The sequence below is a fragment of the Fusibacillus kribbianus genome (genome assembly GCF_030053595.1).
GTDB classification, from domain to species: domain Bacteria; phylum Bacillota; class Clostridia; order Lachnospirales; family Lachnospiraceae; genus Lientehia; species Lientehia kribbiana.
The window spans coordinates 69,260-89,126 of record NZ_JASGBQ010000005.1 but is presented as its reverse complement, the minus strand read 5'-3'; the positions used below and the strand labels follow the sequence as shown (position 1 = coordinate 89,126).

Annotated in this window: 17 protein-coding genes; 14 read left to right on the top strand and 3 right to left on the bottom strand. The window is 52.6% G+C overall.

All coding sequences use genetic code 11. From position 1 onward, the window contains the following. Positions 1 to 84 precede the first annotated feature (84 nt). The 14 genes from QJ036_RS05220 (at position 85) to QJ036_RS05155 (ending at position 16,212) form a co-directional block, all read left to right on the top strand. Complete coding sequence (locus QJ036_RS05220; RefSeq protein ID WP_283230385.1) at positions 85 to 294, top strand: hypothetical protein; 210 nt, start codon at positions 85 to 87, stop codon at positions 292 to 294. 85 nt (positions 295 to 379) lie between these two features. Then, positions 380 to 1,309 carry a DUF2935 domain-containing protein gene (locus QJ036_RS05215; protein ID WP_283230384.1) on the top strand — a complete coding sequence of 310 codons (930 nt, stop codon included), beginning with the start codon at positions 380 to 382 and terminating at the stop codon, positions 1,307 to 1,309. A gap of 200 nt (positions 1,310 to 1,509) precedes the next feature. After that, positions 1,510 to 1,989, top strand: coding sequence for a PTS sugar transporter subunit IIA (locus QJ036_RS05210; protein WP_283230383.1), 480 nt, complete (start codon positions 1,510 to 1,512; stop codon positions 1,987 to 1,989). 33 nt (positions 1,990 to 2,022) lie between these two features. Beyond that, positions 2,023 to 3,660, top strand: coding sequence for a phosphoenolpyruvate--protein phosphotransferase (gene ptsP, locus QJ036_RS05205; RefSeq protein WP_283230382.1), 1,638 nt, complete (start codon positions 2,023 to 2,025; stop codon positions 3,658 to 3,660). Then, positions 3,657 to 3,914, top strand: a complete 258-nt coding sequence (locus QJ036_RS05200) for an HPr family phosphocarrier protein (RefSeq protein ID WP_283230381.1) — start codon at positions 3,657 to 3,659, stop codon at positions 3,912 to 3,914. Before ptsP ends, QJ036_RS05200 begins: the two co-directional genes overlap by 4 nt. 20 nt (positions 3,915 to 3,934) lie before the next feature. Further along, positions 3,935 to 5,392 (top strand): N-acetylglucosamine-specific PTS transporter subunit IIBC, encoded by a 1,458-nt coding sequence (gene nagE, locus QJ036_RS05195; RefSeq protein ID WP_283230380.1) that lies wholly within the window; start codon positions 3,935 to 3,937, stop codon positions 5,390 to 5,392. Positions 5,393 to 5,423: 31 nt separating this feature from the next. Then, entirely contained in the window at positions 5,424 to 6,161 is a 738-nt protein-coding gene (gene nagB, locus QJ036_RS05190; protein WP_283230379.1) for a glucosamine-6-phosphate deaminase, read from the top strand. 11 nt (positions 6,162 to 6,172) lie between these two features. Beyond that, positions 6,173 to 7,357 carry an N-acetylglucosamine-6-phosphate deacetylase gene (nagA, locus tag QJ036_RS05185; RefSeq protein ID WP_283230433.1) on the top strand — a complete coding sequence of 395 codons (1,185 nt, stop codon included), beginning with the start codon at positions 6,173 to 6,175 and terminating at the stop codon, positions 7,355 to 7,357. Between the two features lie 308 nt (positions 7,358 to 7,665). Continuing rightward, positions 7,666 to 9,015 carry an MATE family efflux transporter gene (locus QJ036_RS05180; RefSeq protein ID WP_283230378.1) on the top strand — a complete coding sequence of 450 codons (1,350 nt, stop codon included), beginning with the start codon at positions 7,666 to 7,668 and terminating at the stop codon, positions 9,013 to 9,015. 13 nt (positions 9,016 to 9,028) lie between these two features. Continuing rightward, positions 9,029 to 9,931, top strand: a complete 903-nt coding sequence (locus tag QJ036_RS05175; protein WP_283230377.1) for a LysR family transcriptional regulator — start codon at positions 9,029 to 9,031, stop codon at positions 9,929 to 9,931. Between the two features lie 59 nt (positions 9,932 to 9,990). Then, on the top strand, positions 9,991 to 11,136 hold the full coding sequence (locus QJ036_RS05170; protein WP_283230376.1) for a trans-sulfuration enzyme family protein: 1,146 nt from the start codon (positions 9,991 to 9,993) through the stop codon (positions 11,134 to 11,136). Positions 11,137 to 11,146: 10 nt separating this feature from the next. Then, the gene (locus QJ036_RS05165; RefSeq protein ID WP_283230375.1) at positions 11,147 to 12,322 is read left to right on the top strand and encodes a MalY/PatB family protein; all 1,176 of its coding nucleotides are present in this window, start codon (positions 11,147 to 11,149) and stop codon (positions 12,320 to 12,322) included. Positions 12,323 to 12,485: 163 nt separating this feature from the next. Then, positions 12,486 to 14,891 (top strand): cation-translocating P-type ATPase, encoded by a 2,406-nt coding sequence (locus tag QJ036_RS05160; protein ID WP_283230432.1) that lies wholly within the window; start codon positions 12,486 to 12,488, stop codon positions 14,889 to 14,891. Between the two features lie 139 nt (positions 14,892 to 15,030). Then, positions 15,031 to 16,212 carry a pyridoxal phosphate-dependent aminotransferase gene (locus QJ036_RS05155; RefSeq protein ID WP_283230374.1) on the top strand — a complete coding sequence of 394 codons (1,182 nt, stop codon included), beginning with the start codon at positions 15,031 to 15,033 and terminating at the stop codon, positions 16,210 to 16,212. Between the two features lie 10 nt (positions 16,213 to 16,222). On the opposite strand, the gene QJ036_RS05150 is transcribed toward QJ036_RS05155, so the two are convergent. From QJ036_RS05150 to QJ036_RS05140, 3 genes are all read right to left on the bottom strand, one after another. Further along, positions 16,223 to 17,353, bottom strand: a complete 1,131-nt coding sequence (locus QJ036_RS05150) for a DUF4317 domain-containing protein (RefSeq protein WP_283230373.1) — start codon at positions 17,351 to 17,353, stop codon at positions 16,223 to 16,225. Positions 17,354 to 17,426: 73 nt separating this feature from the next. Next, complete coding sequence (ftsH, locus tag QJ036_RS05145) at positions 17,427 to 19,268, bottom strand: ATP-dependent zinc metalloprotease FtsH (protein ID WP_283230372.1); 1,842 nt, start codon at positions 19,266 to 19,268, stop codon at positions 17,427 to 17,429. Next, the gene (locus QJ036_RS05140) at positions 19,268 to 19,768 is read right to left on the bottom strand and encodes a MarR family winged helix-turn-helix transcriptional regulator (RefSeq protein ID WP_283230371.1); all 501 of its coding nucleotides are present in this window, start codon (positions 19,766 to 19,768) and stop codon (positions 19,268 to 19,270) included. Before QJ036_RS05140 ends, ftsH begins: the two co-directional genes overlap by 1 nt. Between the last annotated feature and the right edge of the window lie 99 nt (positions 19,769 to 19,867).

Sequence of the window (19,867 nt, the reverse complement as noted above, 5' to 3'; positions counted from 1 at the left end):
AGGACCTGAAAGCCTCTTTATACATTTTAAACATGAAAATGCTAGTATTTTTCATGCGAGAAATGTATAAGGAGGCAGCTTTTTTTGAAGAGAGAAAAAGTAATCAGTGAAATAAAAAAATGCATGGAAGATGAACAGTATTCAGAGGGAGAAAGACTGGCCGGACAGGCTCTTATGCAGATGCCGAAATCCCCAGCGCTTCATAATCTGATGGGGCTTGAGAAAAAGGACAGAGAGAATAAATGTATTCAGACCCATGTGGGAATCGGGTATTGTATGGTAAAGCAGGAATAAACGCACTTCCTGCAGACTGCCGGGATGGAACGAACCGCCCCGACGCTGCATACATTAGAATTAAAACCCATTGAAATTCGGAAATATGGAAAACTATATTGTCAGATCCCTGGAAACTCATTTGTTTTTTGGCCGGATCATGAAGGAGCATTCATTGTTTCTTCTGGCATCCTTTCCGGAGAAGGAAACGAATTACAGAAAGCAGGCCGACTGGTACAGAATGCAGTTTGAGCGTGCACTGGATGTAACGGTACGCCTGTCCGACGGAATGGTGAGAAGAGAAATTCTCAGGTCCGGCGAGGCTGTTACGGAATATACGGAGAAGGCAGAACGGCAGACACAGAAGCTCACCGGCATTCCCATTGACAGCCGAATCACCAGAGCAGAGGAGAGGCTGCGGCCCGGAGGTGCGGATAAGAGGGATTCCTGTCCGGAGAACAGAAGACTTCTTATGCAGGTCCGGAATCTCAACAGAAGGGTTCTTGTCCTTCTGGAAGGACTGATCTCACTGAAGGAAAGGATCCTTGCAGATGTGGAAAGCTGCCGTCTTTACACTTCCAATTATCCGTTACTGATCGAGCATATCCTGCGGGAGGCCAGATGGTACCGGCAAAGGCTCGGAGAAATCGAACAGGGATGCGCAGAGGAGGAAAACCAGAACATGGAGGCATTCTGGAATCAGATCATGATGGAGCATGCGGAATTCATCCGCGGCCTCCTGGATCCGACAGAATGTGAGCTGATCAACACAGCCAATGATTTTGCCAGAGAGTACGGAATTCTTCTGGAGACCGCCGTCAGACAGGATTCAAGGGTAAGAGAGGAACTGACCGGAAAAAACCGGGAGACCACAGAGAAATACAGAGATTTCAAGGCTGCCGGCACAAATGGGATCACCGGCTGCAGCGTGCGCTCCGTGATCCTTCCTTTGCTGGCGGACCATGTGCTGCGGGAGGCGAACCACTATCTTCGGCTTCTGGAAGAAAAAGAGAAAAGGAAACAAAGCTGTAAATGACAGGGAAACTGTCGGAACAGAGTCATTGCAAAATGGGTGATTACTTCATCTATGGAGCAATGGCTCCTTTTTGCTGTGCAAAAATAAAAATTTTAAATTCTTCTCCTTCAAATGAATGATTTGTGCTGTTCTGATAAAGAATAATACAGGATTTGCAGGCGGCTGCCGGCGGCAATTGACAGAACGCGGAGGAAAAGCGCATGGGATTATTCAGTTTTCGGAAAAAGAACGTCATAGAGGTTGGGGCTCCCGTCTCCGGGGAGTATGTTTCCTTAAAGGAAGTGACGGATCCCACCTTTCGGGAAGAAATTCTGGGAAAGGGCATCGCGGTACTTCCGGCGGAGGGAAGGATATACGCTCCCTGCGACGGAACGGTGACCACTGTGTTTCCCACCGGGCATGCGGTGGCAGTCACCTCTGATGAGGGGGCTGAGATCCTGATCCATGTGGGACTGGACACGGTGAAGCTGGAGGGAAACGGCTTCTCTGTGAGGACAGAGGCGGGAAGTCGGGTGAAAAGGGGGGAGCTTCTTCTGGAAGCGGATATTTCTTTTATAAAGAATGCAGGATATGAGAGCATCACTCCGGTGATCGTCTGCAACACCTCTGAGTTTTCTTCCGTGGAGGCAAAAACCGGCAGGAAACGGCCAGGAGAGACCTGCCTGGAGCTTACGAAATGAAATCAGTGACAGGAAGAAAGGCAGAGAAACAGGATGATCAGAGTTTCGGGAAAATGTGTGGGAAAAGGAATTGCCATCGGCAGGCTGTATCTTTACGAGAAAGAAAATGCCGTTTTAAATAAAAGGCTTGTGGAGGACGAGAAATCGGAGCTGGACCGGTTTGAGGAGGCCAGGAAAGAGGCGGCAAGGGAGCTTTCAGAGCTTTATGAGAAGGCCAGGAAGGAGATCGGCGGCGAGGAGGCCCTGATTTTTGAGATCCACAGCATGATGCTTCAGGACGAAAGCTTTCTGGACAGTATCCGGGACGCCATCTTTCAGGGCCATGTGAATGCGGAATATGCCGTCCATCAGGCGGGAGAAAGCTTTGCAGAGGCCTTTGCCTCCATGGAGGATGAGTACATGAAAGCAAGAAGCGCCGATGTGCTGGACATTGCCTCCAGGCTTGTACGGATCCTGACGGGCTTTGGCGGCGGCAGCCTGGATTCGGCGGAGCCGGTGATTCTGCTGGCAGAGGATCTCTCGCCCAGTGAGACGGTGCAGATGGACAAAAATAAGCTGTTAGCCATTGTGACCAGGAAGGGCTCTGCCAACTCTCATACGGCGATCCTGGCCCGGTCCATGAATATTCCGGCTCTGGTGCAGACGGAGGTGGAGCTTAAGCCGGAATATCATGGGAAGCGTGCCGTGGTGGATGCCGGTGAAGGAACGCTTCTGATCGAACCGGCGGAGGAGCTTCTGGAAGCGGCTGTCAAAAAAAAGATGGAAGCGGACAGATACCGGAGCGGTCTTGAGGAGCTGAAGGGAAAAGAAAACATCACTTCAGACGGACGGTCTGTCGATATCTTTGCCAATATCGGAAGTGCTTCCGATGCAAGGCTGGCCCTCAGGGAGGACGCCGGAGGTATCGGTCTGTTCCGCAGCGAATTTTTGTATCTGGGAAGGGGAGAGCCTCCCTCTGAGGAGGAGCAGTATGAAATTTATAAAGAGGTGTTTTCCTGTATGGCGGGAAAGAAGGTGGTGATCCGGACACTGGACATCGGAGCCGACAAGCAGGTGGATTATCTGGGCCTTAAGACGGAGGAGAATCCGGCTATGGGCTTTCGGGCCATCCGCCTCTGTCTTTCCGATCCGGAGCTTTTAAGGACCCAGCTTCGGGCCATTTACCGGGCAGCTGTGTACGGAAACGCGGCAGTCATGTTTCCCATGATCATTTCAGAAGTGGAAATCAGACAGGTAAAAAAGCTGGCAGGGGAAGTCAGGGAGAGCCTTTTGCGGGAAGGAAGGGCTGTCGGAGAGGTGGAGATCGGTATCATGATTGAGACGCCGGCAGCTGCTCTCATCAGCGATATTCTGGCCGGAGAGGTGGACTTTTTCAGTATCGGAACAAATGATCTGACTCAGTACACCCTGGCCATTGACAGGCAGAATGAGGCGTTGGAGCCTTTTTATGATCCTCACCATGAGGCGGTTTTGCGTTTGATCCGCATGACGGTGGAAAACGCCCATCGTGCCGGTATCTGGGCCGGTATCTGCGGCGAACTGGCTGCGGACACCAGCCTGACAGAAGCATTTTTGGATATGGAGGTCGATGAGCTTTCCGTTTCTGTTTCCAGCGTGCTGGAGGTACGGAGGGCCGTACGGGCCATTGGACAGAAAGGAGAAGCGGGATGAAGCGATTTTCGTATACGATTACCGATGAGCTGGGGATCCATGCAAGACCGGCTGGGCTTCTGGCGAAAAGGGCATCGGAATTTAAAAGCACTGTGAGTCTGGAAGCTAATGGAAAACAGGGGAATGCAAAACAGATCCTGTCCGTGATGCTCCTGGCTGTAAAACAGGGACAGACGGTGGAATTTTCAGTGGAGGGAGAGGATGAAGAGCAGGCGGCAGCCGGCCTTCTTTCCTTCATGGAAGAAAATCTGTAAGAAAGACTGAGGGAACGACTATGATGAAATATTTTCAGCGGTTGGGAAAATCTCTGATGCTTCCGGTTGCGGTTCTGCCCGTTTCCGGGATTCTCATGGGCATCGGCTATATTCTTGCTCCGGCTGCCATGGCCGGTGAGGTGGCAGGCTTTACGACAGGAGGCCTTGCCTATACGATCGGTGTATTTCTGATCAAAGCAGGCGGCGCGCTCATCGACAATATGGCTATCCTGTTTGCCATCGGTGTTGCCGCTGGTATGTCGGTGGATCATGACGGAACGGCTGCCCTTTCCGGCCTGGTATCCTATCTGATGATCACCAGTCTTCTGAGTACCGGTACCGTGGCGGCTCTGACCGGTGCGGAGGCCGATGCCGCCTTCGCAAAGATCGGAAACCAGTTTGTGGGGATCCTGGCCGGTCTCATCGGCTCCGGCTCCTATAACCGCTTCAGGGAGACAAAGCTTCCCGATGCCCTGTCCTTTTTCAGCGGAAAGCGGGCGGTTGCCATTGTCACAGCCTTCTTTTCCATTGTGGCATCCGGAGTCCTGTTTTTCGTATGGCCCCTGGTTTACGGCGGTCTGGTGGCCCTTGGAAAGGCATTCGTGGGAATGGGAGCCTTTGGCGCCGGCATCTATGTGTTCTTCAACCGTCTGTTGATTCCCTTCGGCCTCCATCATGCTCTGAATTCCGTGTTCTGGTTTGACGTGGCGGGAATCGCGGATCTGACCAATTTCTGGGGGAATACCGGTGTTTACGGTCAGACGGGCATGTATATGAGCGGCTATTTTCCGTTTATGATGTTCGGTCTTCCGGCTGCCTGCCTTGCCATGTATCATACGGCAAAGCCGGAACAGAAGAAGACCGCCTACGGTCTTCTTCTGTCGGCAGCCTTCTGTTCCTTTTTTACAGGAGTGACGGAGCCCATCGAGTTTGCCTTTATGTTTCTGGCGCCGGGGCTTTATCTGGTGCATGCGGCCCTTGCCGGTATTACCATGGGAGTGACGGCGGCTCTGCCTGTCCGCGCCGGTTTTTCTTTTTCCGGAGGCGCCATTGATCTGGTGTTGAGCTCTTTTACGCCGCTGGCCCGGAATCCATGGATGGTGATTCCCATCGGCGTGGTGGTGGGAATCATCTATTATGTGGTATTCCGGTTTGCTATTGTGAAGTTTGATTTGAAGACGCCGGGCCGTGAGGATGACGATACGGAAGCGGAAAAAAGTGTCCAGCTGTCCGACGGCGATTTTGCAGCTGTGGCTGTACGGATCCTGGAAGGGATCGGCGGAAAGGAAAATGTGAAGCAGCTGGATTACTGTGTGACGAGACTGCGGTTTGAGATCGGGGACTATACCCAGGTGGACGAGAAAAAGATCCGGTCCGCCGGTGTAGCCGGGGTGATCCGCCCGGGAAAGTATTCGGTCCAGGTGGTGGTCGGAACCAAAGTACAGTTTGTGGCGGAGGAGATCAAAAAGCTGCTGTAAAAAAAACAGACGGGAGAAAGGAGGCAGACCTGTGAGAATCATAAGAGCAAAGGATTATCAGGATATGAGCCGGAAGGCGGCCAATATCATTTCGGCCCAGGTCATCGGAAAGCCGGACAGCGTTTTGGGGCTGGCCACCGGCGAAACACCGGTGGGAGCCTATCGGAAGCTCATTGAATGGTATGAAAAGGGAGATCTGGATTTTTCCCGGGTGACAACGGTCAACCTGGATGAGTATAAAGGCTTGGACAAATGGAACAAACAGAGCTATCATTATTTTATGAATGAGAATTTTTTTAAGCATGTCAACCTTTTGCCGGAGCGTTGTCATCTGCCCGACGGGACAGAGGAAAATGCAGAGAAGGCCTGCCGGGCTTATGAGGCTCTTCTTCGGGCTCTGGGTCCCATCGATCTGCAGCTTCTGGGGTTGGGACACAACGGCCATATCGGTTTTAATGAGCCTTCCGACCGGTTTGAACTGGACACCCACTGCGTTTCCTTAAGCGAATCCACCATTTCCGCGAACCGACGCTTTTTTGCTCCGGATGAGGAGGTGCCGGCACAGGCCTATACCATGGGGATCCGTTCGATCATGCAGGCAAAAAAGGTACTGGTGGCTGTGAGCGGGAAAGAAAAGGCCGCTATGGTAAGGACCGCCTTTTTCGGTCCGGTGACTCCAAAGGTACCGGCCTCTGTCCTTCAGATCCATTCCGATGCGGTGGTGGTGGCCGACGAGGAGGCTCTTTGGAAGGTGCGGGACATGCTTTGATTCAGAGGAAGATGGTTCAGGCGGACAGAGAAGGAGGCGTTTTCGTGACAAGGGTGATCAAGAGCAGACGGGTCTGGCTGGCGGGACAGTTTATGCCGGCCCGGATCGTGATTTCAGAAGGGAAAATTGAGCAGGTGTTGTCTTATCATACAGGAGCGGCCGATGAAGATTACGGTGACAGACGGATCCTTCCGGGGTTTATCGACATTCATACTCACGGCGCCTACGGCTTTGACACAAATGACGGAGAGCCGGAGGGGTTAAAGGCATGGGCCAGGCGTCTCCCGGAGGAGGGAGTGACGTCCTTTCTTCCCACCACGGTGACGAGTCTTTTGCCTGTGTTAAAAAAAGCCCTTGCCAATGTAGCGTCGGTGGCGGAAACGGGATATGAAGGGGCTGAGATCCTGGGAGTTCACCTGGAGGGGCCCTACCTGAATATGGAATACAAGGGCGCCCAGCCGCCGGAGGCCGTAGCAAAAGCCTCGGTGGAGGAGTTTCAGGCCTATCAGACTGCTGCGGGAGGCATGATCCGTTATATTACCCTGGCACCGGAGCACGATGAGGACTATGCTCTCACGAAGTACTGCAGAAGGACGGGAGTTGTGGTTTCCATGGGCCATTCCTCCGCCTCTTTTGAACAGGCGGTTATGGCCGTGGCCAATGGCGTCACCTCCATGACCCATGTCTATAATGGCATGACAGGATATCATCACAGGAAACCGGGGCTTGTGGGGGCGGCCTTCCGTCTCCGGGAGCTTTACGGGGAACTCATCGCCGATGGGTTTCACAGCCATTTGGCTGCCATCAATGCCTTTTTCCACGAAAAGGAGAGAGGACGGGGAATTCTGATCACAGATTCCATGAGAGCCAAGGGACTGCCTCCGGGGGACGGCTACAGTCTGGGCGGTCATCCGGTGACGGTGGATGAACAGGGGGTGGCCAGACTTACGGGAACCGATACCATTGCGGGAAGTACGCTGCGGATGAATGAGGGCCTTCGGATCCTGGTGGAGGAGGCGCTTGTCCCCTTTGATACTGCAGTCAATGCCTGTACAGTCAATCCGGCGGAATGTCTGGGAATCGACAACAGAAAGGGAAAGCTGTGTGCCGGGTATGATGCGGATATCGTTGTTTTAAATGAAGATTATTCGGTGGAGGCAGCTTTCTGCCGCGGGCGGAAGCAGAGCAGAAAATAATTCCCGAAAAACAAAGGGGGGAGGGCATCTTGTCAGATGTCCTCCCGAAGGGAAACTGTAAAATGTAGATGGTGTAATTTATTTGTGGGAAAAACTATCGTAATATTCTTCCAGCAGCTCTTCAAATCTCTCTAACATCTTCTTCATAATGCATCCTCCTTTTCCGGTTAAGAACGATTGCTTTGACTTGTTTTAGAGGTCCGGCCTGACTTCTTTTTGTTGTCTTTATTGTAATCGGTTGACAGTAAAATGTAAAATACATATAATGAGGGTGCGATAATACTTTTTGAGTATAGGAGATGACTATTGTGGCAAAGACCATGACGGAGGGCAAGCCGTTCAAGCTGCTGTTGCAGTTTGCCACTCCATTGCTAATCGGAAACATACTTCAGCAGACCTACAATATCATTGATGCAGCCATTGTGGGCAGGATCCTGGGAGCCAATGCGCTGGCCAGTGTGGGAGCCACCTCCAGCGTCCAGTTTATGGTGCTGGGCTTCTGTATGGGGACCTGTACCGGCTTTGGCGTTCCCGTAGCCAAATGCTTTGGTGCAAGGTGCCTGGACCGGATGAGAGATTATATTTTCAACGGCCTGGTGCTGACAGCTGCGGTGGCAGCGATACTGACGACGCTCTGCGGCCTGCTTTGTCCCTGGATCTTACATATTCTTTCGGTGCCGGAGGAGCTTTACCGGAATGCGCATCAGTATCTTCTGGTGATCTTTCTGGGACTGCCCTTTACCTTTTTATATAATCTGCTGGCCAGCATTCTCCGGTCAGTGGGAGACAGCAGAACGCCGTTCTTCTTTCTGCTCATCTCTACGGTGCTGAATATCGTTCTGGATCTGTTCTGCATCGTTGTCCTGAAATGGGGCTGTGCGGGAGCTGCCATTGCAACCGTTGTGGCCCAGGCAGTCAGCGGGATCCTGTGTCTGATCTTTATTAAAAAGAAGGTGGAGATCCTCCATCCGGCCAGAGAAAACTGCCGGATGAGCGGGATGGTATCCCGGGATCTCCTTCTCATGGGACTTCCCATGGGCTTCCAGTTTTCCATCACGGCCATCGGAAGCATGGTGATGCAGTCGGCCAACAACAGTCTGGGAAGCATTTACGTTTCGGGCTTCACGGCAGCCTTAAAGATCAAGCAGTTTACCATGTGTCCCTTTGATGCCTTTGCCACGTCCATTTCCGTTTACTGCGGGCAGAACCTGGGCGCCGGAAAGCTTAAGCGTATCAAACAGGGAATTAAGGAAGCGTCACTGATCGCCATCGGCTACGGGCTTGCGGCAGGAGCAGTTCTCATTCTCGGAGGGAGGACCCTCTCCATGCTGTTTGTGAGCGGTGATGAGACGGCAGTCCTCGATGCGGCGGCAAAATATCTCCGGTGCATGGGATATTTCTTCTGGACTCTGGGCCTTTTAAACGTGGTCCGGCTGAGCATTCAGGGACTGGGCTATGCCGGACGAGCAGTTTTTGCCGGAGTATTTGAAATGATCGCGAGAAGCGTGGTCAGCCTGGGCTTTGTGGGGGTTTTTGGCTTTACAGCCATCTGTTTTGCAGACCAGACAGCCTGGGTATCGGCCTGTTTGTATCTGATTCCCACCTGTATCCTTTGTCTTAAGAAAACGGCGAAAAAGCTGAAGGTTTCGAACGCATGAAAGGAGGGGGCTCATGGAGCTTCGACATATCCGGTATTTTCTTACTGTGGCAGACGAACTGAATTTTACCAAGGCGGCAGAGAAGCTTGCCATGGCCCAGCCGCCTTTAAGCCGGCAGATCCAGGATCTGGAGGCGGAGCTGGGGGCAAAGCTTTTTGTCAGAAAGCCCCGTGCGCTTCAGCTCACCGAGGAGGGTGAGGTGTTCCGCCAGTATGCCGTCCGGGTCATGGAGCTGGTAGACAAATCCACCGAGGATGTTCGGGAACTGAAAAAAGGGCTTCAGGGAACCTTATACCTGGCGTCGGTGGACGGCTCGGCGCCCCATCTGCTTTCTGGCTGGATCGCAGGCTTCCACAAAAGTCATCCCCATATTCAGTATAATTTATGGAACGGAAATTCCGATGACGTGACCAACCGGATCATGAAGGGACTCTGTGATCTGGCGGTCATCATGGAGCCGTACAATGCGGAGGGGCTTCACGGCCTGAAGGTTTTTGAGGAGCCCTGGGTTGCGATCATGCCGGCAGATCATCCGCTGGTGAAGGAGCCGGGAGATTCCGTATCCCTGAAAAAGCTGGTGGATTATGACCTGATCATTCCCTCCCGACAGTCCAGGCTTCAGGAGATCGAGGGCTGGTTTGCCGGGATCGGAAGGGTGCCGAATGTCCGCTGCCGGATGGCCCATGTGCTCAACGCCTACGAGCTGACGTCCCAGGGCCTTGGGATCGCCATTTATCCGGCGGCCTCCAGAAGTGCAGATCTGTACTCGGGAGTGGTACGGGGACTCCGGGCAAAACGGATCGTGGAACCGGAGGTGACGGCCTCCTATGTGCTGATCTGGAGCAAAAGCAGGCCACTTTCCCATGCGGCCAGAGAATTTTTAACCTATATCCGCCGCTCGGTTGACGGCAGATAAACAGAGTGTTATAATCCTACTAAAATAGTATGTAAATCAAACAGCAAGGAGACGAGATTATGGAATACGGGATTGAAACACGGTGTTGTCACGGAGTTACGGAGATCGTAAAGGAGCATTCGTTTGGGGCTGTCAGTGTTCCCATTTATCAGACGGCGACCTTTGCACACAGAGGGATCGGAGAATCCACAGGGCATGATTATACGCGTGTCAGCAATCCCACCAGAGATGAGCTGGAGCAGACCATTTCTTCTCTGGAGGGTGCCCTTGATACGGTGGCCTGTGCCACCGGCATGGCTGCCATTTCACTTGTGCTGGAGCTGTTTGACACCGGGGATCATCTGATCTGCTCGGAGGATCTTTACGGCGGATCGGTCCGTGTCTTTTCTGCAGTCGGTGAGAGAAGAGGGCTGAAATTTACTTATGTGAATACTGCCGATGCAGCGCTGGTGGAAAAGAACATAGGACCTGACACGAAGGCCCTTTATATTGAGACGCCCAGCAATCCCACCATGCAGATCACGGACATCCGTGCCATGAAGGCGTTGGCGGACAAGTACCATCTGCTTCTTATTGTAGACAATACCTTTTTAAGTCCTTATTTCCAGCGGCCCATGGAGCTTGGAGCCCATATTGTCCTTCACAGCGGTACAAAATTTCTCGCCGGACACAATGATACCCTGGCAGGCTTTGTCTGTACGGCGACGGAGGAACTTAAGGAACGGATCCGTTACCTCTATAAGACTGTGGGAAACTGTCTTTCCCCCTTTGACAGCTATTTGACCCTGCGCGGAATCAAGACTCTGGCAGTCCGGATGGAGCGGCAGCAGGAAAACGCCATGCAGATCGCCGAATGGCTGAAGAAACAGGATAAGATCAAACAGGTGTATTATATCGGACTGCCGGATCATCCCGGCTATGAGGTCAACAAGAGCCAGACAGACGGCTTCGGCAGCATGATCTCTTTTACCACCGATACGGAGGAGACGGCGAGAAGGATCCTGGAACGGGTCAATCTGATCGTTTTTGCAGAGAGTCTGGGCGGGGTGGAATCCCTGATCACTTATCCCATGCTTCAGACCCACAGTGATGTTCCGGTGGAGGTGAGGGAGCGTCTCGGCATTACCGAATGCTTCCTGCGGCTGTCGGTGGGCATTGAGAAGGCGGAGGATCTGATCGCAGATCTCAGACAGGCTCTGGAATAGGAGGAGAAGTATGACATTTGATTTTGATAAGGTGATAGACAGGAGGGGTACCAACTGTCTCAAATATGATTTCGCGGTGGAGCGGGGCAGAAAAGAGGACATTCTTCCCCTCTGGGTCGCGGACATGGATTTTCAGACGGCTCCCGGCATTCAGGAACGGCTGAGGGCTGCGGTGGATCATGGAATTTTCGGCTACAGCGACGGGAAGGCTGATTATTTCGCGGCAGTCTCCTCCTGGTACAGAGAAAAGTTTGGCTGGGAGACAAAGGAAGAGTGGCTGATCAAAACTCCCGGTGTGGTCTTTGCTCTGGCAACGGCTGTCCGGGCCTTTACGGAAAAAGGGGACCGTGTTCTGATCCAGCAGCCGGTCTATTATCCCTTCAGCGAGGTGATCCGGGATAACGGGCGTGTACTGATCAACAGTCCCTTAAAGCAGGTGAACGGCCGCTATGAGATGGATTTTGAGGATATGGAGCGGAAGATCACGGAGAATCAGGTGAAGCTGTTCCTTCTGTGCAGTCCCCACAATCCGGTGGGACGTGTGTGGACTGAGGAGGAGCTGAAAAAGGCCGGAGAGCTCTGCGTGAAGCACGGCGTTCTTGTGGTCAGTGATGAGATCCACAGCGATTTTACCTATCCGGGTGTTGCCCATCATGTGTTCGCAGGCCTGTCTCCGGAATTTGCCCGCATCAGTGTCACCTGTACGGCGCCCAGCAAGACCTTCAACATCGCCGGCCTTCAGGTCTCCAATATTTTCATCCCTGATCCGGAGTTAAGAGCGCGGTTTCAGAAGGCGGTGGATGCAGTTGGCTACAGCCAGGTGAATCTGCTGGGGCTTTTGGCCTGCCAGGCGGCCTATGAGACCGGGGAGGAATGGCTTTCGGCGGTGAAGGAATACATATACGGAAATCTCTGTTTCCTTCGGGAATACTTAAAGGAAAACCTTCCTGAGATCCGTCTGGTGGAACCGGAGGGCACCTATCTGGTGTGGCTGGATTTTGGGGCGCTGGGGCTCACCGAGGAGCAGAGACAGGAGCTGATCGAAGAAAAGGCCGGTCTGTGGCTGGATTCCGGTGCCATGTTCGGACCGGACGGAGAGGGCTTTGAGCGGGTCAATATCGCCTGTCCCAGGGAAACGCTTCAGAAAGCGCTGGATCAGCTTGCTGCAGCTGTTCGGAACTGTTAAAACGATTCTTTCGGTAATGTAAGAAAAAATTCATAGTTTTTTTATAGAAAAAATAAAAAGGCCGAGGTATAATCGTGTGTTATACGGAGGTCTTTTTATGATGAATCAGGACAGATACAATGAGAGTGAAAAACGGCGTCCCAGGCGGATTCTGGAGGAGACGATGCGCATACCGAATGTGCAGGCCGCCGGGCGGACTTCTGTCCGGCAGGCAGTGGATTATAAGACGGGCCTTACGAGAAGCCAGGTGGAGGAGCGGATGGCGCAGGGACTTTCCAATGTCGCAGTGGATTCCTCAGCCCGTTCCACAAAGGATATTATAAAGGGGAATCTCTTTACTTACTTTAATCTGATTTTTGCCGTATTGGCGGTGCTTCTCTGTATGGTGGGATCCTTTCGGAACCTGACCTTTCTTCCTGTTATCATTGTCAATACGCTGATCGGTATTATACAGGAGATCCGGGCAAAGAGGGTCCTGGAGAAGATGAATATGCTGGGAGCGATAAAGGTCACGGCAGTTCGGGACGGCAAGGTCTGGAGCGTCAATTCCGAGCAGCTGGTACGGGATGATGTGGTGATTTTCAAAGGAGGCAATCAGATCTGTGCCGATGCCACGGTGGTGGCGGGCGAGGTGCAGGTCAATGAGTCTCTTCTTACCGGAGAAGCCGATGAGATCACAAAAAAACCGGGAGATAAGCTGGTTTCCGGCAGCTTCATCGTATCGGGCCAATGCCGGGCCGTGCTGACAGCTGTGGGCCGTTCCTCCTACATTTCCAAGCTGACCCTTCAGGCCAAGGAGATGAAGACGGGTGAGCAGTCGGAGATGATGCGCTCCTTAAACAAGCTTCTCAAGGTGGTGGGCATTGCCCTTATTCCCATTGCGGTGGCCCTTTTTGTTCAGAGCTACCTGTTCAACGGAGAAACCATCACCAACAGCATCACCTCCATGGTGGCGGCGATCATCGGAATGATTCCCGAGGGGCTTTATCTTCTCACCAGTGTGGCACTGGCTGTCAGCTCCATGCGTCTGGCAGGCAAGGGAGTTCTTCTCCATGACATGAAAAGCATTGAGACTCTGGCCAGGGTCGATGTGCTCTGCGTGGATAAGACAGGAACCATAACGGAAAATAAGATGAGTGTCAGGGAGGTGATTCCGGCTCCCGGTTACGACCCGGAGACTATGGCGCCTCTGAAAAAGCTGCTGGGTGATTTTGCCGGCGCCATGAGCAACGACAATATTACCATGGCGGCCATAAAAAGTACCTTTAAGGAGAAGACAGGGGCTGTTCCCATTCGGATCACTCCCTTCTCCTCCGCAGTGAAATACAGCGGAGTGACTTTTGCAGACGGAGCCTATGTGCTGGGGGCTCCGGAGTTTGTTCTCAGAGAGGATTTTGAGGCGCTGCGGCCTCAGATCCAGACCCATACGGCCAAAGGCTACCGGGTGCTGGTGTTTGGCTCCTATGACGGGGAGCTGGACGGAAAGGCTCTGACAGGAAAGGTGACTCCTCTGGGCTATGTGCTTCTGGCTAACCCCATCCGTAAAGAGGCACCGGAGACCTTTGCCTACTTTGCGGAGCAGGGGGTGGAGATCAAGGTGATTTCCGGCGACAACCCGCTGACGGTATCGGAAGCTGCAAAGGAGGCGGGAGTGGCAGGTGCGGAGAAGTACGTGGATGCCTCCACTCTGAAGACACCGGAGCAGGTCAGCCGGGCCATGCGGGAATATACGGTCTTCGGCCGCGTAACACCTGATCAGAAGCGTCAGTTTGTGGGAGCCTTAAAGCTTCAGGGAAGGACTGTTGCCATGACAGGGGACGGCGTCAACGATGTGCTGGCACTGAAGGACGCCGACTGCAGCGTAGCCATGGCATCGGGAAGCGAGGCGGCGGCCCAGGCCTCCCAGGTGGTCCTTCTGGATTCTGATTTCTCCTGCATGCCGGAAGTGGTTCTGGAGGGAAGACGGGTGGTCAACAACATTGAACGATCGGCCAGTCTGTTCCTGGTGAAAAATATTTTCTCCTTCCTCCTGTCCCTGTTCTCCATGGCTTTTATGATCACCTATCCGCTGGAGCCGGCGCAGATCTCTTTGATCAGTATGTTTGCCATCGGCGTGCCGGCGTTTTTCCTGGCTCTTCAGCCCAACAAGGAGCGGATCCAGGGGCATTTCATGTCCAATGTGATCAAAAAGGCTCTGCCGGGTGGTCTTGCCGATGTGATCGCAGTGGGAGCTCTTGTGGTGTTCGGACAGACCTTCCATGTGGATCCCAACGAAATTTCCACGGCAGCTACTATGCTCCTGGCCATTGTGGGCTTTATGATCCTCTTTAAAATATGCAAACCCATAAATAAATTCCGTGGGGCAGTCTGGTGCGGCTGCGTTATCGGCCTCATTCTGGCCGGTGTGCTTCTCCCGCAGCTCTTTGCCATTACAAAGATCTCTCTGGAGTGCGCCATGCTGTTCGGCGTGTTCGCCGTTGCCACGGAACCTCTTCTCAGATATCTGACCATGGGACTGGAAAAGGTCCAGGAGCTTTGGAGAAGGATGAAATTCCGATTTGGCAAATAAACAGTAGATGTATTTTTATGCGCCTTTGCTCTTGACGGAGAGCGAAGGTGCATTTATTATTAAAGAGCCTTCGTGTCTTTTTCACGGATACAGGACAACATGAATACAGAACTATAGATAAGAGAAAAGAGGATTTGATATGCCGGTTTTAAGTGAAAGAGTACAGAGCTTTACCGATTCCGTGATCCGCAGGATGACGAGGATCAGCGACGAATACGGAGCCATCAACCTGTCCCAGGGATTCCCTGATTTTGATCCGCCGAAGGAGATCATGGACGCTCTTGCCAGGGCAGCCTATGCAGGCCCTCACCAGTATTCGGTGACCTTCGGAGCAGAGAATTTCAGAGAGGCGCTGGCAAAGAAGCAGGGAAGAGCCATCGGGAGAGAGATCGATCCTGCAAAAGAGATCGTTGTTACCTGCGGCGGGACCGAGGCCATGATGTGCGCCATGATGACCATTGTGAACCCCGGTGACAAGGTCATGGTGTTTTCTCCTTTTTATGAAAATTACGGGGCGGATGCGATTTTGTCCGGGGCGGAGCCTATTTACATTCCTCTTGTGCCTCCGGAATATAAGTTTGATATTTCTCTTGTGGAGGAAGGCTTTAAGCGGGGGGCAAAGGCCATCATTGTCTGCAATCCTTCCAATCCCTGCGGCAAGGTGTTTTCCAGGGAGGAGCTCATGGCCATCGGACGTCTCGCTCTCCAGTACGATGCCTTCGTTGTGACCGACGAGGTTTATGAGCATATGGTCTATGCTCCTTATCATCATACCTGCATGGCATCTCTGCCGGGGATGTTTGACCACACCATCACCTGCAATTCCCTGTCCAAGACATATTCCATCACCGGCTGGAGACTGGGATATCTGATCGGGCCGGAGGAGGTCATCGAGGGAGCCAAAAAGGTTCACGATTTCCTGACTGTGGGAGCGGCAGCACCTCTGCAGGAGGCGGCTGTGGCAGGACTTCTCTTCCCTCAGTCCTACTACGATACCCTTCTGGAAACCTATACAAAGAAGAGAGATTATTTCCTTGCAGGCCTTGACAGGATCGGCCTCAAGCATAATGTGCCCCAGGGAACATATTTTGTGCTCATCGACATTCAGGAATTTCTGGATCTGCCTCAGTTTGCCGGCTATACGGATCTGGAATTCTGTGAGTGGATGATCAAAAACATCGGTGTGGCGGCAGTGCCCGGTTCCAGCTTCTTCAAGGAGGAGGTAAATCACCTGATCCGTCTTCACTTTGCAAGAGAAGAGGCAACTATCGATGAGGCCATTTCCCGCCTTGGGAAGCTTCAGGAGCTGCTGAAAAAATGAAAACAGCAGATTATTCCGCCTTCGGATGGACGCAGATCCCGTTGACCTCCACATGCTCGTCCATGGGGATCACCAGGCACTGACGTCCGTCGATGATGCGGGTTTCCAGAAGAGCCGCCTTGTCGGGACTCACCTGGATGATCACATCGGGAGTGCGGACCTCGAATTTTCTTGTGCTTGTCACATTGGCGGCCAGGAGAGCTGTGTGCTTTCCGGCCGCTTCTTCGTATCGGTCATCAAAACCGGACAGCCGTTCTTCATCGGCGCCGCTCTCATAGAGGAGCCGCTTCATATCGGGAGCGGAGAGGGTCAGAGGCTCTGCTGCGTCTTTTGTCTCCTCCAGACGTTCCGCCAGCCGCTCATGGATGGCTCTTACCGTGTCGAAATCGCAGTCCTCGCCCAGGGTCTCCTCCACCAGTGTATTGAAGGTCTCCTTCTGGCCGGTGACAGGAAGGGGAAGAGTGCAGCGGAGCACGTCCTCAATGAGCCGTGCCTGAAAAAGATCGGCATCCTTGGAATAGAAAAGAAGGCTGTGAATGTCGGTGCTTCTGTCATTGAAGGCAGGGAAGAGAAAGCCGGTGGCAGGAGCCTCCACCAGCCAGTCGCGGATGCGATTTTCAATGGCTCCCCTCTCTGCATTGTAACAAAGCCCCGGTTTTGTCAGCTTCACAGGACAGACGGTACAGAGCAGATAGTCGTAAACCTCATCGGAGGCGTCGAACATTTTCTGTCCGTCAGTGGATTTTCCCGGGATATCATAGACAGCATGGATCAGAAGGATGAGAAAGCTCCCCTCCAGGTCAATGCTGTCCAGTATTTTATCGTAGAAGGTGTCCAGAAGAATGTCGTCCGTAAGACGGGATTCACGCAGACGCATGAGAAGATCGTGAGCGCTGCCTTCATTTTCAGCAGCCAGCGGAAATTCCATATTGATGAGATTTTTTCCGAGGGTACCGGACAGATTTTTGCGGAAGAGTTCAAAGTATTTGAACATTTCTTCCTCCGGCAGAGAGAGGAAGGCCTCCTTCATTTCGGCCTTCCTCTCTTTTTCTCCGTCCACATAGCAGCCACAGATCCGCGTTATGGTACAGCGCTCCTGGGTGAACTGTTTTTTTATTTCAGAAATTTCTTTTTTATTCATGTTGCAATCCCCTTTCTGCGGTGTCGGATGCTCCGGCACCGTATTCTATTGTAAATAGAGGAGGGGACTTTTGTCAATCGGGAAGCTTCGGAACGGGGGTATGGAGGATCTCCATAAACTCGTCACCGGTGATGGTCTCATGGTCATAGAGGTACTTGGCAAGCTGGTGAAGCTTTGGCATATTGGATCGGAGAAGCTCCTCGGCTTTTTCATACTGTCTGCGGACAAGACCGATGACCTTTTCGTCGATCTGTGCCGCAGTGGTCTCGGAGCAGGCAAGGGAGGTGTCTCCGCCCAGGTATTGGTTCTGGATGGTCTCGAAGGCCACCATGCCGAATTCCTCGTTCATGCCGTAGCGGGTGATCATGGCCCTCGCCACCTTGGTAGCCTGCTCAATATCGTTGGAGGCTCCGGTGGAAATGGAATGGAACACCAGATCCTCGGCCACACGGCCGCCGGTCAGGGTGGCGATCTTGTTTTCCAGTTCCTCCTTGGACATCAGATTCTTCTGATCCTGGTCCACCTGCATGGTGTAGCCCAAAGCACCGGAGGTGCGGGGAATGATCGTGATCTTGGTGACAGGTGCCGAGTTTGTCTGGAGCGCGGCCACCAGCGCATGCCCCATCTCATGGTAAGAAACGATCAGCTTTTCCTTGTCGGAGAGGAGTCTGTTCTTCTTCTGGTATCCGGCGATGACGACCTCCACGCTTTCCTCCAGATCGGCCTGGGTCACAAATTTTCTTCCGTCGCGGACGGCACGGAGAGCAGCTTCATTGATCATGTTGGCAAGCTCTGCACCGCTGGCACCGGCGGCAGTTCTGGCAATGGCCATGAAGTCTACATTGTCACTTAACCGAATCTTCTTTGCGTGGACCTTTAAAATGGCTTCACGTCCTGCCAGATCGGGAAGCTCCACAGGCACCCGCCTGTCAAAACGGCCGGGACGAAGCAGGGCCGGATCCAGGGATTCGGGGCGGTTGGTGGCCGCCAGGATCATGACGCCCTTGGTGCCGTCAAAGCCGTCCATCTCTGTCAAGAGCTGGTTTAAGGTCTGCTCCCGTTCGTCGTTTCCGCCCATTCCGTTTCCGTCACGCTTCTTTCCGATGGTATCGATCTCGTCGATGAAAACGATACAGGGGGCCTTGTCGGCAGCCTGCTTGAAAAGATCACGGACCTTGGAGGCACCCATACCGACGAACATTTCCACAAATTCGGAGCCGGAAATGGAGAAGAAGGGAACATTGGCTTCGCCGGCCACAGCCTTTGCCAGCAGGGTCTTTCCTGTTCCGGGAGGGCCTACGAGAAGAGCGCCCTTGGGCATTCTGGCACCGATTTCCGTATATTTTTTTGGATTGTGGAGGAAATCCACGATCTCCTGGAGAAGCTCCTTGGCCTCGTCCTCGCCTGCCACATCAGAAAACTTGATGCCGGTCTTGGATTCCACGTAAACTCTTGCATTGCTCTTTCCAAAGGTCATGGCATTGCCCATGGAACCGCCCATTTTTTTCATCAGGCTTCTGGAAAGGAGCTGGCCGATGACAACGAAGATGACGATGGGGAATACCCAGCTTAAAAGAAAGCTCAGGATAGGTGACATTTCCTCGATAATGGGGGTGCCGAAATTGGTGATACCTGCATCATAAAGCCGGTCAATAAGCTTGTCGTCGTTCATGGTGCCGGTTTTGTAATAATTGGGATCGGGATTATTGTCGGCAAAGATAATTTCGTTTTCATTGATCTCCACCTGGCTGACCTGCCCTTTGTCGATCATGGACAGAAATTCGCCGTAATCCACCTCGGTTACCTTTGCACTGAACAGCTTGGGGAAGAAAAGGGCATTCAGCAGGAGAAGAACGATAAGAGCGATGAAATAGTAATACAGGATCGGTTTTTTGGGTGATTTCACTTCTTTCATTAGGTGTCCTCCTTAACAGAAAAATCCGAAAGCTGCGCGGAAAGCGCATGGAGATTCTCTGTGATGTCTTGAATGATGGAAAGCTTTTCCGGCGGAAGCGTTTTCAGATAGTCCTTCATGGCTCCCGACATGCAGGAAAAGATTTCGTTTGTCAGTTTCCGGCCCTCCTTAGTCAGAGCCACATAAACCTGCCGGCGGTTTTCACGACTATGGATCCTGGTGACAAGACCGGCATCCTCCAGATCGCTGATGAGCTTGGAAAGCTGCTGTCTGGTGCGGCGGATCCTGGTGACCAGTTCTGTCATGGGAACCTGCCCGTCAGGGCTTGTATCCAGAATGTACAGAACGTGATAGCTGTGAGAGTTCAGCTTGATACAGGAAATCGTCAGCGGGTGCTCCTGGATCCGGAAATACAGGGTGACAATAAAATGGGTAAAGGAATCTGCCAGTCGGTCGGGGACGGAGGACAGTTCCTTTTGGGCTGCTTCTTTGTAATCCATGGATTCACCTCTTTTTTGTTTTGCTATTAGTATAGCAAGATTTTGTTGAATGTCAATAAAATATTAACATTTAATAAAAACTTTATAGTTGTGTTAGAA

Excerpts from the sequence above, each read along its gene's own strand:
- QJ036_RS05215 (WP_283230384.1), top strand. The coding sequence starts at position 380 with ATGGAAAACTATATTGTCAGATCCCTGGAAACTCATTTGTTTTTTGGC.
- QJ036_RS05210 (WP_283230383.1), top strand. The coding sequence starts at position 1,510 with ATGGGATTATTCAGTTTTCGGAAAAAGAACGTCATAGAGGTTGGGGCT.
- ptsP (WP_283230382.1), top strand. The coding sequence starts at position 2,023 with ATGATCAGAGTTTCGGGAAAATGTGTGGGAAAAGGAATTGCCATCGGC.
- QJ036_RS05200 (WP_283230381.1), top strand. The coding sequence starts at position 3,657 with ATGAAGCGATTTTCGTATACGATTACCGATGAGCTGGGGATCCATGCA.
- nagE (WP_283230380.1), top strand. The coding sequence starts at position 3,935 with ATGATGAAATATTTTCAGCGGTTGGGAAAATCTCTGATGCTTCCGGTT.
- nagA (WP_283230433.1), top strand. The coding sequence starts at position 6,173 with ATGGTTCAGGCGGACAGAGAAGGAGGCGTTTTCGTGACAAGGGTGATC.
- QJ036_RS05175 (WP_283230377.1), top strand. The coding sequence starts at position 9,029 with ATGGAGCTTCGACATATCCGGTATTTTCTTACTGTGGCAGACGAACTG.
- QJ036_RS05170 (WP_283230376.1), top strand. The coding sequence starts at position 9,991 with ATGGAATACGGGATTGAAACACGGTGTTGTCACGGAGTTACGGAGATC.
- QJ036_RS05165 (WP_283230375.1), top strand. The coding sequence starts at position 11,147 with ATGACATTTGATTTTGATAAGGTGATAGACAGGAGGGGTACCAACTGT.
- QJ036_RS05160 (WP_283230432.1), top strand. The coding sequence starts at position 12,486 with ATGCGCATACCGAATGTGCAGGCCGCCGGGCGGACTTCTGTCCGGCAG.
- QJ036_RS05155 (WP_283230374.1), top strand. The coding sequence starts at position 15,031 with ATGCCGGTTTTAAGTGAAAGAGTACAGAGCTTTACCGATTCCGTGATC.
- QJ036_RS05150 (WP_283230373.1), bottom strand. The coding sequence starts at position 17,353 with ATGAATAAAAAAGAAATTTCTGAAATAAAAAAACAGTTCACCCAGGAG.
- ftsH (WP_283230372.1), bottom strand. The coding sequence starts at position 19,268 with ATGAAAGAAGTGAAATCACCCAAAAAACCGATCCTGTATTACTATTTC.
- QJ036_RS05140 (WP_283230371.1), bottom strand. The coding sequence starts at position 19,768 with ATGGATTACAAAGAAGCAGCCCAAAAGGAACTGTCCTCCGTCCCCGAC.